The 18,129-nt window shown below is 73.1% G+C and carries 1 protein-coding gene; it reads left to right on the top strand.

What is annotated here, in order from left to right; genetic code table 11:
- Positions 1 to 84 precede the first annotated feature (84 nt).
- On the top strand, positions 85 to 18,129 hold the full coding sequence (locus tag ACZ7PG_RS40020; protein ID WP_470244398.1) for an amino acid adenylation domain-containing protein: 18,045 nt from the start codon (positions 85 to 87) through the stop codon (positions 18,127 to 18,129).

The following is an 18,129-nucleotide window of genomic DNA, read 5'->3' as shown; positions in this document are numbered from 1 at the left end:
TGCATCCTCACCATCCGTTTGTTAGGGTCACCTAAGTTTGCGCCCCGTTCGGGGCGTCGTGAGCAGCGGGAGGCTGGTCTACCGGTGAGCAACGGTGACGCTGTGCAGCAGGTGGCGGAGCTCGGATTCTGGCGTGACCGCCTCGCCTCGGCGCCGAAGGAGCTCGCCCTGCCGGTCGACCGGCCGTACGTCGCGGAGCCCGTCCCGGCCCGGGTGACCCGGCCGCTGCCGGCGGTCGACGAACTGACGCTGCTCGCCGCCTTCACGGTGCTGATGTCCCGGTATGCGGGAACCGCCGACGTCGTGCTCGGCATCGGCTCGCTGGTGCCGCTGCGGGTCGACCTCGGTGGCTCGCCCGGTTTCGCGGACGTCGTCGCGAGCGTACGCGAGGCGCGCGAAGAGGCATTGAGTCACCAAGTTCCCTTCGCCGACCTGGTCGCCGAGGTCGAGCCCGAGCCCGGTCGCGGGGGATCGGTGCTCGTCAACGTCGGCTTCGGTGCCGAGACCGGTTTGCCGCTCGACCTGAACCTGCGCGTCGACGGCGAAGCGCTGGTCGCCGACTATCGTGCCGACGTCCTCGACGAGTCCACAGTGGACCGGATGCTCAGGCACCTCGAGCACCTCCTGGACGACGCACGGAACCGTCCACAGTGGCCGGTCGAGCGCCTGGACCTCGTGCCGGAGCCAGAGCTGCGCCGGATCGTCGAAGAGTGGAACGTCACCGACCTCGACACGCCGCTGTCGACGCTTCCGGAGTTGTTCGCCGCCCGCGTCCGGGAGACGCCGGACGCCGTGGCCCTCGTCTTCGAGGACGAGCAGCTGACCTACGCCGAGCTGGACGCCCGCGCGAACCGGCTCGCCCACGTCCTGATCGGGCGGGGAGCCGGGCCGGAACGGGTCGTCGCGCTCGCCGTGCCGCGCTCCCCGGACATGATCGTGGCCGAGCTGGCCGTGCTCAAGGCCGGCGCCGCCTACCTGCCGCTGGACCCGGACTACCCGGCCGAGCGCATCGCGTTCATGGTCACCGACGCCCGCCCGGTCTGCGTCGTGACCACCACCGAGCTCGCCGAAAACTTCGAGAGTGCTCTTCTGCTCGACGAACTCGACCTCGACGCCGCCCCGGACACGGACCCGGCCGCGGTGATCGTCCCGGCCAACGCGGCCTACGTCATCTACACCTCCGGCTCCACCGGCCGGCCCAAGGGCGTCGTGGTGTCCCACGCCGGGGTCGCGAAGCTCGTCGCGACGCAGTCGGAGCGCTTCGGGATCGGGCCGCACAGCCGGGTGCTGCAGTTCGCGTCGCCGAGCTTCGACGTCGCGTTCTGGGACCTGTGCCTCGGCCTGCTTTCGGGCGGGCGCCTGGTGATCGTCCCCGCCGAGCGGCGGGTGCCCGGCCCCGAGCTGGCCGACTACGCCCACGCCCAGGGCGTCGACTTCATGATCCTGCCGCCCGCGCTGCTCGCCGAGTTCCCCGACGACTGCGACCTGCCGCGCGACAGCGTGCTGCTGGCCGGAACCGAGCGCGTGTCGCCCGAACTCGTCAAAAGGTGGGCGCCGGGCCGCCGGATGTTCAACGCCTACGGCCCGACCGAGGCCACGACCAACTCGACGCTCGGGCTGTGCGACCCGGAGATCGCGCCCGGCTCGGCCGTGCCGATCGGTGTGCCGGACCCGGGCACCCGCGCGTACGTCCTCGACGCGTCCCTCGCGCCGGTCCCGGTCGGCGTCGTCGGGGAGCTGTACCTCGCCGGATCCGGCCTCGCGCGCGGGTATCTCGGGCGGCCGGGGCTGACGGCGGAACGGTTCGTGGCCGACCCCTTCGGTTCGGGCGGCCGTCTCTACCGCACCGGTGACCTCGTGAAGTGGCTGCCGGACGGCCGGCTCGTATTCCTCGGCCGCGCGGACGACCAGGTCAAGATCCGCGGCTACCGCATCGAGCTCGGCGAGATCGAGTCGGTCCTCGCCGAGCACCCTCGCGTCGGCCAGTCGGTCGTCGTCGCGCAGGACGGGCAGCTCGTCGCCTACGCCGTGCCGGTGCCCGACCGCGACCAGGCGGCCGAGCAGGGGCACGTCGAGGAATGGCACGACGTCCACGAGGAGATGCTGGCCGGGTCCACGGGCATCGAGGAGAACTTCGCCGGCTGGAACTCCAGCTACGACGGCTCCGACATCCCCCTGGAAGAGATGCGCGAGTGGCACGCGGCGACGATCGAGCGGATCCGGTCCCTGCGGCCGAAGCGGGTCCTCGAGATCGGCGTCGGCAGCGGGCTCATCCTCTCGCGGATCGCGCCGGACGCCGAGGCGTACTGGGGCGTCGACCTGTCCGAGAGCGCGATCGAGAACGTCCGGCGCGAGGTCGCCGCGACGCCCTTCGCCGATCGAGTCCACCTCGCCGCCCGCCCGGCGCACGACCTGGGCGAGCTGCCGGACGAGCCGTTCGACACGGTGATCATCAACTCGGTCGCGCAGTACTTCCCGAGCGCCGACTACCTCGCCGAGGTCGTCCGGACCGCAGCAGGTCTCGTGAAGCCCGGCGGTACGATCTTCCTCGGCGACATCCGCAACCTCCGCTCGCTGCGCGCGTTCCGCACCGCCGTCGAGCTGCGGCACGGCCGGGCCGACGTCGCGGCGGTCGACCAGGCGATCGCGCGCGAGGGCGAGCTGGTGCTCGACCCGGACTTCTTCCCGGCGCTGGCCCGCGACCTGGACGGTTTCGACGACGTCGACCTGTGGGTCAAGCGCGGCACCGCGCACAACGAGCTGACCCGGCACCGCTACGACGTCGTCCTCCGCAAGGCGCCGAAGCCGGCCGCGGCCGGCGAGCAGGTCGTCGCGTTCGGCGATCTCGGGGCGGTGGAACGGTTCCTGGCCGCCGAGACGCCCGTCCGGCTGCGGGTCACCGGGATCCCCGACGCGCGGCTGGCCGGCGAGCTGGCGGCGGTGCGGGCCCTGGACGAGGGTGATCCGCGGGCAGTGACCGCGCTCGAACGCCGCGACGGCGTCGACCCCGAAGCCCTGCACGACCTCGGCGACCGCGCCGGGTACCGGGTGGCGGTGACCTGGGCGGCCGAGGCAGGCGCGCTGGAGGCCGTCTTCTCGAGGGGGGAGGACGGCCCCGCCTACCGCCCGGGGCGGCAGACCGGCACACCCGCGTCGTACGCCAACAACCCGGCGGCCCGGCGGGAGACCGGTGCGCTGGTGGCGTCACTGCGTACCCACGTGCGCGACCGGCTGCCGCTGTACATGGTGCCCTCGGCGTTCGTCGTGCTGGACAAGCTGCCGGTGCTCGCCTCGGGCAAGCTCGACCGCAAGGCCCTGCCGAGCCCGGAGCGGTTCACCGCCGGGCCGGGCCGCGCGCCGCGCAACCCCGTCGAGCAGCTGCTCTGCGAGATGTTCGCCGACGTCCTGGGGGTGCCGCAGGCCGGGCCGGACGACGACTTCTTCGCCCTCGGCGGTCATTCGCTGCTGGCGACGCGCCTGATCCAGCGGATCCGGGCGGCGGTCGGCGCCGAGGTGCCGGTGCGGGCGGTGTTCGACGCGCCGACCCCGGCCGCGCTCGCCGAGCTCCTCGCGGGGGCGGTGACCGGCACCGATCGGCGCCCGCTCACCCGCGTCACCGACCGGCCCGAGCGGCTGCCGCTGTCGTTCGCGCAGCAGCGCCTCTGGTTCCTGCACGGCCTGGAAGGCGGGTCGGCGACCTACAACGTCCCGCTCGTCATGCGGCTCGCGGGTGAGCTGGACGTCGAGGCGCTGCGGGCGGCTCTACACGACGTCCTCGACCGGCACGAGGCGCTGCGGACGGTGTTCCCGACCGCCGACGGCGTGCCGTACCAGCGGGTGCTGGCCGACGCCGAGGTCGAGCTGACCGTGCGCACGGTGTCCGATGTGGATTCCGAAGTGGACGCTCTCGTTCGCGGTGTCTTCGACCTCGGCGCCGGCGTCCCGGTGCGGGCCGCGCTGCTGACCGTCGACCCGCGGCGGCACGTGCTGGTCCTCGTCGTGCACCACATCGTCGCCGACGGCTGGTCGCTCGCTCCCTTGTGGCGCGACATCGCGACGGCCTACCGCGCCCGGCTGCGAGGGGACGCTCCACAATGGACTCCGTTGCCGGTGCAGTACGCGGACTACACGCTCTGGCAGCGTGAACTCCTGGAAGCGGAAGAGACGGTTCAGCTCGACTACTGGCGGTCCGCTCTCGACGGCCTGCCCGAGCGCATCCCGCTCCCGCTCGACCGGCCGCACCCCACGGTGTCGGCCTACCGCGGCGAGTTCTTCACCTTCGCCTGGGACGCCGGTCTGCAGGCCGGGCTGACCGATCTCGCGCGGGCGTGCGGCGCGAGCCCGTTCATGGTGGTGCACGCCGGCCTGACCGCGTTGCTCTCCCGGCTCGGCGGCGGGACCGACATCCCGATCGGCACTCCGATCGCCGGCCGCACCGACCAGGCGCTCGACGACCTCGTCGGCTTCTTCGTCAACACGCTCGTCCTGCGCGTCGACGCCGGCGGCGACCCGTCGTTCCGCGACCTCGTCGCCCGGGTGCGGGAGCGCAGCCTGGACGCCTACGCCCACCAGGATGTCCCGTTCGAACGCCTCGTCGAGGCGCTGAATCCGGCGCGGTCGCTGGCGCACCACCCGCTGTTCCAGACGATGCTCGCGTGGCAGAACACGCCCGGCGCGGGTGTCGAGCTGCCCGGGCTGACCGTCACCGAGCGGCCCGTCGGCACCGGCACGGCCAAGTTCGACCTCTGGTTCTCCCTCACCGAGCGCGCCGACGGCATCCACGGCCAGGCCGAGTTCAACGCCGAGGTGTTCGACCACGCCACCGTGACCGGCCTGCTCGACCGCCTCGAAGTCCTGCTGCGCCAGGTCGTCTCCGCCCCGGACCGCCGGCTCGGCAGCCTCGACGTCCTCACCCCGGCGGAACGCGAGGCCCTGCCCGCGGTCTGGTCGGGCGCCGTCGAGGACGTCCCCGCGGTCACCGTGCCCGAGCTGTTCGCCGCCCAGGTCGCGCGGACGCCGGACGCGACAGCGCTCGTGTTCGAGGACGAAGAGCTGACCTACGCCGAGCTGGACGCCGTCTCGAACCGCCTCGCGCGCGTTCTCGCGGAGCGGGGTGCCGGCCCCGAGCGCGTCGTCGCCCTGGCCCTGCCGCGGTCGACGCACCTGGTCACGGCCATCCTCGCGGTACTGAAGACGGGCGCGGCCTACCTGCCGCTCGACCCGGGCTATCCGGCCGAGCGCATCGCGTTCATGCTCGAAGACGCGGCTCCGGCGCTGGTCCTGGCGACCGGCGACGACCTGCCGCACGCGGTCCGCCCGGACGACCCGGAACTCGTCGACGGAGTTTCGGACGCTCCCCTCGACGTCGTGCTCCGACCGGAGAACCCGGCGTACGTCATTTACACGTCCGGCTCGACCGGCCGCCCCAAGGGTGTCGTCGTGCCGCACGCGGGCATCGTCAACCGGCTGCTCTGGATGCAGGACGAGTACGGCCTGACCGGCGACGACCGCGTGCTGCAGAAGACGCCGTCCAGCTTCGACGTCTCCGTCTGGGAGTTCCTCTGGCCGCTGATCACCGGCGCCACCGAGGTCGTCGCCCGGCCGGACGGCCACAAGGACCCGGCCTACCTCGCCCGGCTGATCCGCGACCGCGGGGTCACGACCGTCCACTTCGTCCCGTCGATGCTCCAGGTCTTCCTGCAGGAGCCGGCGGCGGGGGAGTGCACGAGCCTGCGCCGGGTCCTGTGCAGCGGCGAAGCCCTGCCGGCCGACTCGGTGGTCCAGTTCGGCCAGGTCCTCGACGCCGAGCTGCACAACCTCTACGGCCCGACGGAAGCCTCGGTCGACGTCACCTCGTGGCGGACGTCCGCCGAAGACCCGGCGGTCCCGATCGGACGTCCGGTGTGGAACACCCGGACCCACGTCCTCGACGCCGCCCTGCGCCCGGTGCCGCCGGGTACCGCCGGTGAGCTGTACCTCGCCGGTGTTCAGCTGGCCCGCGGCTACCTCGGCCGTCCCGGGCTGAGCGCGGAGCGGTTCGTCGCTTCGCCGTTCGAGCCGGGAACGCGGATGTACCGCACCGGCGACCTCGCCCGCTTCCGCCCCGACGGCGTCCTCGAATTCCTCGGCCGCGGCGACGAGCAGATCAAGATCCGCGGCTTCCGCGTCGAGCCCGGCGAGATCGCCGCGACCCTCGCCACGCACGACGACGTCGCGCACGCCGTGGTCGTGGCGCGCGAGGACCGCCCGGGTGACGTCCGGCTGGTCGGGTACGTCGTGCCCGCCGGCACGGCGAGCTCGCCGGACGAAGAGACCGAGCAGGTCGGCGAGTGGCGCGAGCTGTACGACTCGATGTACTCGGCGGCCGAGGACGAGTTCGCGGGGTGGAACTCCAGCTACACCGGCGAGCCGATCCCGCGGGCGGAGATGCGGGAGTGGCGGGACGCGATCGTCACGCGGATCCGCGACCTGAACCCGCGGCGCGTCCTGGAACTCGGCGTCGGGACCGGCCTGCTGCTGACCGAGCTGGCCCCGGACTGCGAGTCCTACTGGGGCACGGACTTCTCCGCCGAGGTCATCGCTTCGCTGGGTCGCCGGGTCGAGGCCGACCGCGTGCTCGCCGATCGCGTCGAACTGCGCACCGGCGACGCCGCGGACCTGTCCGGCCTGCCGTCCGGATTCTTCGACACCATCGTGCTGAACTCCGTTGTCCAGTACTTCCCGAGCGGGACGTACCTGCTGGAGGTGTTGCGCGGGGCCCTCGAGCTACTCGCGCCGGGTGGTTCGCTGTTCGTCGGCGACGTCCGCGACCTCCGCCAGGTCCGCGCCTTCCACACGGCGGTGGCCGAAGCGCGCGGAGGCGACGTCGAGCAGAACCTCCTGCGGGAGAAGGAACTCCTCGTCGCGCCCGAGTTCTTCGCCGGCCTCGACGGGGTCACCGCGGACATCCGGGTCAAGCGCGGCCGGGCGGTCAACGAGCTGACCCGGTACCGCTACGACGTGGTCCTGCGCCCCGGCTCGGCCGAGGCTCCCGAGCTCCCGGCGCTCGTGTGGGGTACCGATCTCTCCACTGTGGACGAGGTCGCCGGTCCGAGCCGGATCGAACGCGTTCCGAACGGCCGCACCGCACCGGGCGGGGTGGACCCCGAAGACTGGTACGCGTTCGGTGACGCGCACGGCTACCGCACGGTCGTCACGTGGTCGGCCGAGGGCGACGGTTCCGTCGATGTCGTGTTCACGACCGGCGAGACCGCCGGCGCCTTCCGGCCCGGAACCGGTCCACTGCTGTCCTACACCGGCAACCCCGGCCGCTTCCGCCGGATCAGCACGCTCACCGCGGACCTGCGGACCCTCGCCGCCGACCGCCTGCCGGAGCACATGGTCCCGTCGGCGATCGTCGTCCTCGACGCGCTGCCGGTGACGGCCAACGGCAAGCTCGACCGCCGTGCCCTGCCTTCGCCGGACCCGGTCGCGCCGACGTCCGACCGCGAGCCGCGCACGCCCGTCGAACGGCAGCTGTGTGAGCTGTTCGCCGACGTCCTGGGCCTCCCGCGGGTCGGCCCGGACGACAGCTTCTTCGCCCTCGGCGGCCATTCGCTGCTGGCCACCCGCCTGATCGCGCGCATCCGCACGACGCTGAACGCCGAGCTGGAAGTCCGGTCGGTGTTCGAGACGCCCACCGCCGCCGGCCTCGCCGCGCTGGTCGGCGCCGGTACCGGGACCGCGCGGCCGGAGCTGGTCCCGATGGCCCGGCCCGCGCTCGTGCCGCTGTCCGGCGCGCAGCAGCGGCTGTGGTTCCTGCACCACCTCGAAGGCCCGTCGGCCACCTACAACGTCCCGCTGATCATGCGCCTGGACGGCGAGGTCGACGTCGAGGCGCTGCGCACCGCACTGTCCGATGTGGTCGAACGCCACGAGGCGCTGCGGACGCGGTTCCCGCAGCACGACGGCGTTCCGTACCAGGACGTCCTCCCCGCCGGTGACGTCGACCTGCCCGTGCGGGAGGTCACCGACCTCGACACCGCGCTGACCGGGCTGGTCCGAGGCTCGTTCGACCTGGAACGCCGGGCGCCGATGCGCGCGGAACTGCTGCGGCTCGACGAGCGTGCGCACGTCCTGGCCCTGGTGTTCCACCACATCGCCTCCGACGGCTGGTCGATGGCCCCGCTCTGGCGCGACATCGCCACGGCCTACGCCGCCCGGCGCGCCGGCGAGACTCCACAGTGGACGCCGCTGCCGGTGCAGTACGCCGACTACACGCTGTGGCAGCAGGATCTCCTCGGCACCGAGGACGACCCGGACAGCGTGCTCAGCACCCAGCTGGACTACTGGCGCGACACCCTCGACGGCCTGCCCGACCGCATCGAGCTGCCCCTGGACCGACCCCACCCGGCGACCGCGACCTTCCGCGGTGAGCTGCACACCTTCACCTGGGACGCGGACCTCCACGCGCGCCTCACCGAGCTGGCGCGCGAGTCCGGCGCCAGCGTGTTCATGGTCGTCCACGCGGCGCTGGCCGCCCTGCTCACCCGGCTGGGCGCGGGCACCGACGTCCCGATCGGCTCGCCCATCGCCGGCCGCACCGACCAGGCCCTCGACGACCTCGTCGGGTTCTTCGTCAACACCCTGGTGCTGCGGGTCGACACCGGGGGCGAGCCGTCGTTCCGCGACCTCGTGGCCCGTGTCCGCGAACGCAACCTCGACGCGTACGCCCACCAGGACGTCCCGTTCGAACGCCTGGTTGAAGTGCTCAACCCGGCGCGGTCGCTGTCCTACCACCCGCTGTTCCAGGTGATGATCGCCGGGCAGAACAACACCCGCGCCGACGTCACCCTGCCCGGCCTGACCGTCACCGAGATCCCGGTGACCACCGGCACGTCCAAGTTCGACCTGGCGATCTCCCTGACCGAGCGCGAAGCCGGGATCGCGGGCGTTCTGGAGTTCAACGCCGACGTCTTCGACCACCCGGGCGCCGACGCGATCCTGCGCCGCCTCGAAGTGCTGCTGCGCGCGGCACTGGCCGCACCGGACCGCCCGGTCGGCGCCCTGGACCTCCTCGAAGGCGACGAGCGCGACCAGGTCCTGACCGAGTGGGCCGGGTCGCTCGAACCGGCCGGCACCGAGACGTTCCCCGGGCTGTTCGCCCGCCGCGTCGCCGAAGCTCCGGACGCCGTCGCGCTCGTCTTCGAGGACGTCGAGCTGACGTACGCCGAGGTCAACGCCCGGGCCAACCGGCTCGCGCACCTGCTCCTCGACCGCGGCGCCGGGCCGGAGCGCGTGGTCGCGCTGGCCGTGCCGAGGTCGGTCGACATGATCGTCGCGGAGCTGGCCGTGCTCAAAGCTGGCGCCGCGTACCTCCCGATCGACGTCGACTACCCCGGCGACCGGATCACGTACATGGTCGAGGACGCCCGCCCGGTCTGCGTCGTGACGACCCGCGAGATCGAGGCGAAACTCCCCGCGGACGTTCCCCGCGTCCTCCTCGACGACTCCGTCCTCAACGGAATGTCCACAGCGGACCCGGACGTCGTCGTGAAGCCGGAGAACGCGGCCTACGTCATCTACACGTCCGGCTCCTCCGGCCGGCCGAAGGGCGTCGTCCTCCAGCACTCGGGCGTCGCGAAGCTCGTCGCCACCCAGGTCGAGCGCTTCGGGATCGGCCCGCACAGCCGGGTGCTGCAGTTCGCGTCTCCGAGCTTCGACGTCGCGTTCTGGGACCTCTGCCTCGGTCTGCTCTCGGGGGGCCGGCTCGTCGTGGTCCCGGCCGAGCGCCGGGTCGCCGGGCCCGCGCTGACCGAGTACGCGCACCAGCACGGCGTCGACTTCATGATCCTCCCGCCCGCGCTGCTCGACGCCATGCCGGCGGACTGCGACCTCCCGCGCGACAGCGTCCTGCTGGCGGGTACCGAGCGCGTGTCGCCGGAACTCGTCAAAAGGTGGGCGCCGGGCCGCCGGATGTTCAACGCCTACGGCCCGACCGAGGCCACGACCAACTCGACGCTCGGCGAGAGCGACCCGGCCGAGCTGGCGGACGCGACCGTCGTCCCGATCGGCATCCCCGACCCCGGCACGCGCGCGTACGTGCTCGACGCCGGGCTGCGGCCGGTCCCGCCCGGCGTGGTGGGGGAGCTGTACCTCGCCGGCTCCGGCCTGGCCCGTGGCTACCTCGGGCGCGCCGCGCTGACGTCGGAACGGTTCGTCGCCGACCCGTTCGGCGACGGCGGCCGCCTCTACCGCACCGGTGACCTCGTCAAATGGCTGCCGGACGGGCGGCTGGTGTTCCTGGGCCGCGCGGACGACCAGGTCAAGATCCGCGGCTACCGCATCGAACCGGGCGAGATCGAAGCCGTGCTCACCGAGCACCCGGCGGTCGGGCAGTCCGTCGTCCTCGCGCAGGACGGCCGGCTCATCGCCTACGCCGTCCCGGCCGCCGGCCGCGACGAAGAGGCCGAGCTGGACCACGTCGGCGAGTGGCGCGAGCTGCACGAGAACGTCTTCACCGAAGCGGCGTCCGGCGGCCTGGAGGAGAACTTCACCGGCTGGAACTCCAGCTACGACGGCACCGAGATCCCCCTCGGCGAGATGCGCGAGTGGCACGCGGCGACGATCGAGCGCATCCAGGCGCTGAAGCCGAAGCGGGTCCTCGAGATCGGCGTCGGCAGTGGCCTGATCCTGTCCCGGATCGCCCCGGACGCCGAGGCGTACTGGGGTGTCGACCTGTCCGAGAAGGCGATCGCCAACCTCCGGCGCGAACTGTCGAGGACGCGGTACGCGGACAAGGTCCACGTCGCGGCCCGCCCCGCGCACGACCTCGGCGAGCTGCCGGACGAGCCGTTCGACACCGTCATCATCAACTCGGTCGCGCAGTACTTCCCGAGCGTCGACTACCTCGCCGAGGTCATCCGGACTGCCGCGGCGCACGTCCGGCCGGGCGGGGTGCTCTTCCTCGGCGACATCCGGAACCTGCGTTCGCTGCGGGCGTTCCGGACGGCGACCGAGCTGCGGCACGGCCGCCGGAGCGCGGCCGCGGTCGACCAGGCCATCGCGCGCGAAGGCGAACTCGTGCTGGACCCGGACTTCTTCGGGGCGCTGGCCCGGGAACTGGACGGCTTCGACGACGTCGACCTCCGGATGAAGCGGGGACACGCGCACAACGAGCTGACCCGGCACCGCTACGACGTCGTCCTGCGGAAGGCGCCGAAGCCGGCGCCGGTCGAGGAGACCGTCGTCGCGTTCACCACGCTCGACGAGCTGGAGCGGCTGCTGGCCGAGCGGCCGGCGCGACTGCGGGTCACCGGTGTGCCGGACGCGCGGCTGTCCGGTGAGCTGGCCGCGGTCGCCGCGCTCGCCGACGGCGACGCCGACGCGGCTCTGTCCGCTTTGGACGCCGAGCCGTCCGGAGTGGACATCGAGACGCTGCGAGACCTCGGTTACCGCGTGTACGCGGCACCGTCGCAGCAAGGCGTGCTCGAAGTCGTGTTCACCACCGGCGAGCCGACGCGCATCCACCGCGCCCGTCCGGTGCGCGCCGCCCTGGCCACGCTGGGCAACCACCCGGCCGGGCAGCGGGACACGAGTGGCCTGGTCACGGCGCTGCGGGCGCACGTCCGCGACCGGCTGCCGCAGTACATGGTGCCGTCGGCGTTCGTCGTCCTGGACCGGCTGCCGCTGCTCGCCTCGGGCAAGCTCGACCGTCGCGCGTTGCCGAGCCCCGACCAGCAAGCGGTCACGGCCGGCCGGGCGCCGCGAACCCCGGTCGAGGAAGTCCTCTGCGGACTGTTCGCCGAGGTCCTCGACACCGCGACGATCGGCGTCGACGACGACTTCTTCGCCCTCGGCGGGCACTCGCTCATGGCGACGCGCCTGGTCGCGCGGCTGCGCGCGGTGTTCGGCGTCGAGCTGCAGGTGCGGTCGGTGTTCGAGGCGCCGACCGTCGCCGGCCTCGCCGCGCTGCTGTCCACTTCGGACTCGACGGCCGCCCGGCCCGCGCTGGAGCGCGCCGAACCGCGGCCGGACGTGCTACCGCTGTCGTTCGCCCAGCAGCGGCTGTGGTTCCTGCACCGCCTGGAAGGTCCGTCGGCGACGTACAACATGCCGACCGCGGTCCGGCTGACCGGCGACCTCGACGTTTCCGCGTTGAAGATCGCACTGTCCGATGTGGTCGAACGCCACGAAGCCCTGCGCACGGTCTTCCCGGAGATCGACGGCGAAGCCCGGCAGCAGATCCTCGACGACGTCACGATCCCGCTGCCGGTCCGCGAGGTCACCGCGGCCACGCTCGCCGCGGCGGTGTCGGACGTCGCGAGCACGGTGTTCGAGCTGGAGTCCGAGATCCCGCTGCGCGCGGAACTGCTGCGGCTGGGCGCCGAGGAGCACGTCCTGGTGCTGGTGTTCCACCACATCGCGTCGGACGGCTGGTCGACCGCGCCTCTGTGGCGCGACCTCGCGACGGCCTACACCGCCCGGCAGGCCGGGGAAGCTCCTCGGTGGACTCCGCTGCCGGTGCAGTACGCGGACTACACGTTGTGGCAGCGGGACGTCCTCGGCGAGCCGGTCATCGAACCGCAGCTGGCCTACTGGCGCGACGCGCTGGCGGACCTGCCGGAGCGCATCGAGCTGCCGACCGACCGGCCGCACCCGGCGGAAGCGTCCTACCGGGGCGAGCAGTTCGCGTTCGGCTGGGACGCCGAGCTCCACAGTGGACTCGTCGAGCTGGCCCGTGCCTGCGGTGCCAGCGTGTTCATGGTCGTCCACGCCGGGCTGACCGCCGTGCTCACCCGGCTCGGCGCGGGCACCGACATCCCGCTCGGCACGTCCATCGCCGGCCGGACCGACCAGGCCCTCGACGACCTCGTCGGCTTCTTCGTCAACACCCTGGTGCTGCGCGTGGACACCGGCGGCGACCCGTCGTTCCGCGACCTCGTCGCCCGCGTGCGGGACCGCAGCCTCGACGCCTACGCCCACCAGGACGTCCCGTTCGAGCGCCTGGTCGAGGTGCTCAACCCGGCGCGGTCACTGTCCTACCACCCGCTGTTCCAGACGATGCTGGCCTGGCAGAACAACGCCGTCGCCGACCTCGCGCTGCCCCGCCTGACCGTCGCGGAGGAACCGGTCCGCACCGGCACCGCCCGCGCCGACCTGGTGTTCTTCGTCGGCGAGCGGCCCGGTCACCAGACCGGCATCCGCGGCACGGCCGAGTACAACAGCGACGTCTTCGACCGCGCGAGCGTCGAAGCGATCCTGGACCGGCTCCAGACGTTGCTGCGGGCCGTCGTGGGCGACCCGGACACCCGGATCGGCACGATCGACCTGCTCACCGACGCGGAACACGGCCAGCTCACCGCCGCTCTCGGGACGCCGCTGCCCGCGGAGACGGTCGCGGAGCTGTTCGCCGCCCAGGTGGCCCGCACGCCGGACGCCACCGCGCTGGTGTTCGGCGAGGAGCGCCTGACCTACGCCGACCTGGACACGCGCGCGACGACGCTCGCCCGGGCGCTGCTCGCGCGGGGTGCCGGGCCGGAGCGGGTGGTGGCCGTCGCGCTGCCGCGGTCGGCCGGCCTGGTCACCGCGCTGCTCGCGGTGCTCAAGACCGGCGCCGCCTACCTGCCCCTGGACCTCAACCACCCGGCCGAGCGCGTCGAGCTGATGCTCGCCGACGCCGCGCCGCACCTCGTCATCGCGGAAGACGGCTTCGGAGATCGGCTGGTCCGGCCGAGTGACACGGGCGCCGAGCCGGTCTGGCCGTCGATCAGCCCGGACAACCCGGCGTACGTGATCTTCACGTCCGGCTCGACGGGACGCCCGAAGGCCGTCGCCGGGACCCAGCGCGCGCTGGCCAACCGGCTGCACTGGGGCCGGGACGTCGCCGACGGCGTGCGCGTGGCCAAGAGCGCGCTGACCTTCATCGACGGGTCGACCGAGCTGCTCGGCGGGCTCGTCGCGGGCGACGCCGTGGTCCTCGCCGACGACGCGACGGCCACCGACCCGCACGCGCTCGCCGAACTGGTGCGCACGTCCGGCGCCCAGGTGCTGACCGTCGTCCCGAGCCTCCTCGACGCCTTCGCCGAGGACACCTCGGCCGACGCGTTCGACTCCGTGACCACATGGATCACCAGTGGTGAGCCGCTTTCCGGCGTGCTGGCCGAGAAGGTGGCCCGGCGGTGGCCGTCGGCGAAGCTGGTCAACCTGTACGGCTGTTCCGAAGTCGCGGGCGACAGCCTGGCCCAGGTCTGCGGTCCGGTGGCCATCGGGCGGCCGGTCGCGAACACCCGCGCGTACGTCCTCGACGCGGCGCTGCGGCCGGTCCCGCCGGGTGTCCGCGGCGAGCTGTACCTGGCCGGCGCCGGGCTCGCGCGCGGCTACCTCGGCCGTCCGGCGCTCAGCGCGGAACGGTTCGTGGCGTCGCCGTTCGAGCCGGGGGAGCGGATGTACCGCACCGGCGACCTCGTCCGCCGCCGGGCCGACGGCGCGCTCGAGTTCCTGGGGCGTGCCGACCAGCAGCTCAAGATCCGCGGCTTCCGCGTCGAGCCGGGCGAGGTCGAAGCAGCGCTGACGGCCGATGCCTCGGTGGCGCGCGCGGTGGTGATCGCCCGGGACGACCGGCTGATCGCCTACGTCACGCCGTCGGGCGACCCGGCCGCGTTGCGGGCGCGGGTGGCCGAGCGGCTGCCGGAGTACCTGGTGCCCTCGGCGATCGTCGTGCTGCCGGAGCTGCCGCTGAACGCCAACGGCAAGCTCGACCGCGCCGCGCTGCCCGACCCGGAGATCCGGACCTCCGGCCGCGTCGCGCGAACCCCGGCCGATCAGGCGCTGTGCGACCTCTTCGCCGACGTCCTCGGTGTGCCGCGGGTCGGCCCGGACGACGGGTTCTTCACCCTCGGCGGGCACTCGCTCCTGGCGACGCGGCTGGTCAGCCGGATCCGCGCGCTGCTCGGCGTCGAGGTCCCGATCCGGGCGGTGTTCGACGCACCCACCCCGGCCCGCCTGGCCGAACTCCTGGATCCGGGGCGGCAAAGCCGTCCCGCGCTGGTACCGGCGAAGCGGCCGGACGTGCTGCCGCTGTCGTTCGCCCAGCAGCGGCTGTGGTTCCTCGACCGGCTCGACGGGTTGAGCGCGACCTACAACATCCCGTGGGCGTGGGAGCTGACCGGACCGGTCGACGCCGACGCGCTCCGGGCCGCGCTCGGCGACGTCGTCGCCCGGCACGAGATTCTCCGGACGATCCTGGTCGAAGAGCAGGGCACGCCGTCGCAGGTGGTCCTGGCGGCGGGTGACGCCCGCGCGCGGCCGGTACTGGTCACGGAAACGGCGGCCGACCTCGAGGAGAGCGTCACCGCCGCGGCGTCGTACTGCTTCACCCTCGACGCCGAGATCCCGGTCCGCGCGACGCTCGTCTCGGCCGGGCCCGACCGGCACGTGTTCGTCCTGCTGGTGCACCACATCGCCGGCGACGGCTGGTCGCTCCCGCCGCTGAAGCGCGACCTCGACACCGCGTACGCCGCGCGCCTGAACGGTGAGCGTCCACAGTGGACGCCGTTGCCGGTGCAGTACGCGGACTACACGCTGTGGCAGCGGGAGATGTTCGGCCGGTCCGACGACCCGGACAGCCTCCTCGGCCGGCAGGCGGCCTTCTGGCGCGACACCCTCGCCGGGATCCCCGACGAGCTGGCGCTCCCGGTGGACCGGCCCCGCCCGGCGCGCTCGACGAACCGGGGCGCGGCCGTGCCGTTCACCGTGCCGGCCGACGTCCACCGCAGCCTGCGCGAACTGGCCCACGGCAGCGACACCAGCACGTTCATGGTGCTGCAGGCCGCCCTCGCGGCGCTGCTCACCCGGCTCGGCGCGGGCACCGACATCCCGCTCGGCACGCCGGTCGCCGGCCGCATGGACCACGCGCTGGAGGACCTCGCCGGGTTCTTCGTCAACACGCTGGTCCTGCGCATCGACACCGCCGGCGACCCGACGTTCCGGGAGCTCCTGGACCGCGTCCGCGAGGCCGACCTGGCCGCGTACGCCCACCAGGACCTGCCGTTCGAGCACCTCGTCGAGCTGCTCAACCCGGCCCGGTCCCTGGCGCGGCACCCGCTGTTCCAGGTCATGCTCGCGGTCTACCACGCGGGTTCGGCGCCGGAGCGGCTGCTCGGGCTCGAGTCGTCCTATCGGGACACCGGGCTGCGGCAGGCGAAATTCGACCTGTCGTTCGACCTGGTCGAAACCCCCGAGGGCATCGAGGGCGACCTCGAGTTCAGCCTCGACCTGTTCGACGAGCCGACCGCCCGGACGCTCACCGAGCGGCTGGTGCGGCTGATGACCGCCGTCGTCGCCGACCCGGACCGGCCGCTGAGCCGGATCGACGTCCTGGATGCGGCCGAGCGGCACCGGATCGTCGCCGACTGGGGTCGTGGCGAACCGCTGACGACGTCCGCGCCGACGGTCGTCGACCGGCTGGCCGCGCAGGTGGCGGCGACGCCGGACGCGACCGCGCTGAGCGACGCGGTCTCGAGTGTCACGTTCGCGGAGTTCGCGGTGCGGACCGACCGGCTCGCCCGGTGGCTCGCGTCCCAGGGTGCCGGTCCCGAGAAGGTCGTCGCGCTGGTGCTGCCGCGGTCGGCATCCGTCGTCGAGGCGATCTTCGGCGTGTTCAAGACCGGTGCGGCGTACCTGCCGGTCGATCCGGACCAGCCGGCCGACCGGATCGCGTCGATCCTCGACGACTCCGGTGCCGCGCTGGTGCTCACGAGCCGCGCGCTGGCTTCACCGGTGCCCGGGGCGCTGTTCGTCGAGGACATTGTGGACAGTGACGCTGTCCTGACCTCGCCGTCGCCCGCGAACCCGGCCTACGTGCTCTACACGTCCGGGTCCACGGGCAAGCCCAAGGGCGTCGTCATCCCGCATTCCGGGCTGGTGAACCTGTTCCACAGCCACCGCGAGACGCTCTACCGTCCCGCGGTCGCGGCGGCGGGCGGGCGGCGGCTGCGGGTCGGGCACGCGTGGGCGTTCTTCTTCGACGCCTCGTGGCAGCCGCAGCTGTGGCTGCTCGACGGGCACGAGGTGCACGTCGTCGACGACGACACGCGCCGCGACCCCGATCGCCTCGCCGCGGTGGTGCGCGACCGCGGGCTCGACTTCCTCGAGCTGACGCCGTCGCACTTCGCTCAGCTGGCCGCGGCCGGCGTCGTCGAAGACGGGAAGTGCGCGCTGGGCGTCGTCGGCGTCGGCGGCGAAGCGGTGTCCGAGACGCTGTGGGAGTCCCTGCGGTCGATGCCGGGAACCGAGGCGTACAACCTCTACGGCCCGACCGAGGCCACAGTGGACGCGCTCGTCGGCCGGTTCGCCGACGCGGACCGGCCGGTGGTCGGGCGCCCGGTGCACAACGCCCGCGCGTACGTCCTCGACGGCGCCCTGACACCGGTCCCGGCCGGCGTGCCCGGCGAGCTGTACCTGGCCGGAGCCGGACTGGCCCGGGGCTACCACGAGCGTCCCGCGCTCACCGCCGACCGGTTCGTCGCCGACCCGTTCGGGCCGCCGGGGGAGCGGATGTACCGCACCGGCGACCTGGTGCGGTGGCGGCCCGACGGGCAGCTCGAGTACCTCGGCCGCACCGACGACCAGGTCAAGATCCGCGGCTTCCGGATCGAGCCGGGCGAGATCGAGACGGCCCTGGCGCGCCACGACGAGGTGGAGCAGGCGCTCGTGGTCGTCCGGGACGACCGGTTGGTCGCTTACACCAGGCCGGCGACGGCGGATCCCGCGCGGCTGCGGGAGTTCGTGGCCCGGTCGCTGCCGGAGTACATGGTGCCCGCGGCGATCGTCCCCCTCGAAGCGTTCCCCGTGACGCCCAACGGGAAGCTCGACAAGGCCGCTCTGCCGGTGCCCGAGTTCGAGGCCCGCGGCCGGGCGCCCGAGACGCCGTTGGAGAAGTCCCTCTGCGAGATCTTCGCGGAGGTGCTGGACGTCGCCGCCGTCGGCGCCGACGACGACCTGTTCGCCCTCGGCGGGCATTCCATGCTGCTGGTGGTCCTGCGCAACCGGATCACCGAACGGATCGGGACCGAGCTTCCGATCGCCGAGTTCTTCCGCACCCCCACGGCAGCCGGACTGGCCGCGCTGCTGAACCGAGACGCGAGGTAG

The organism is Amycolatopsis sp. NPDC114504, assembly GCF_055633595.1.
This window is presented reverse-complemented; position numbering and strand designations above follow the sequence as displayed.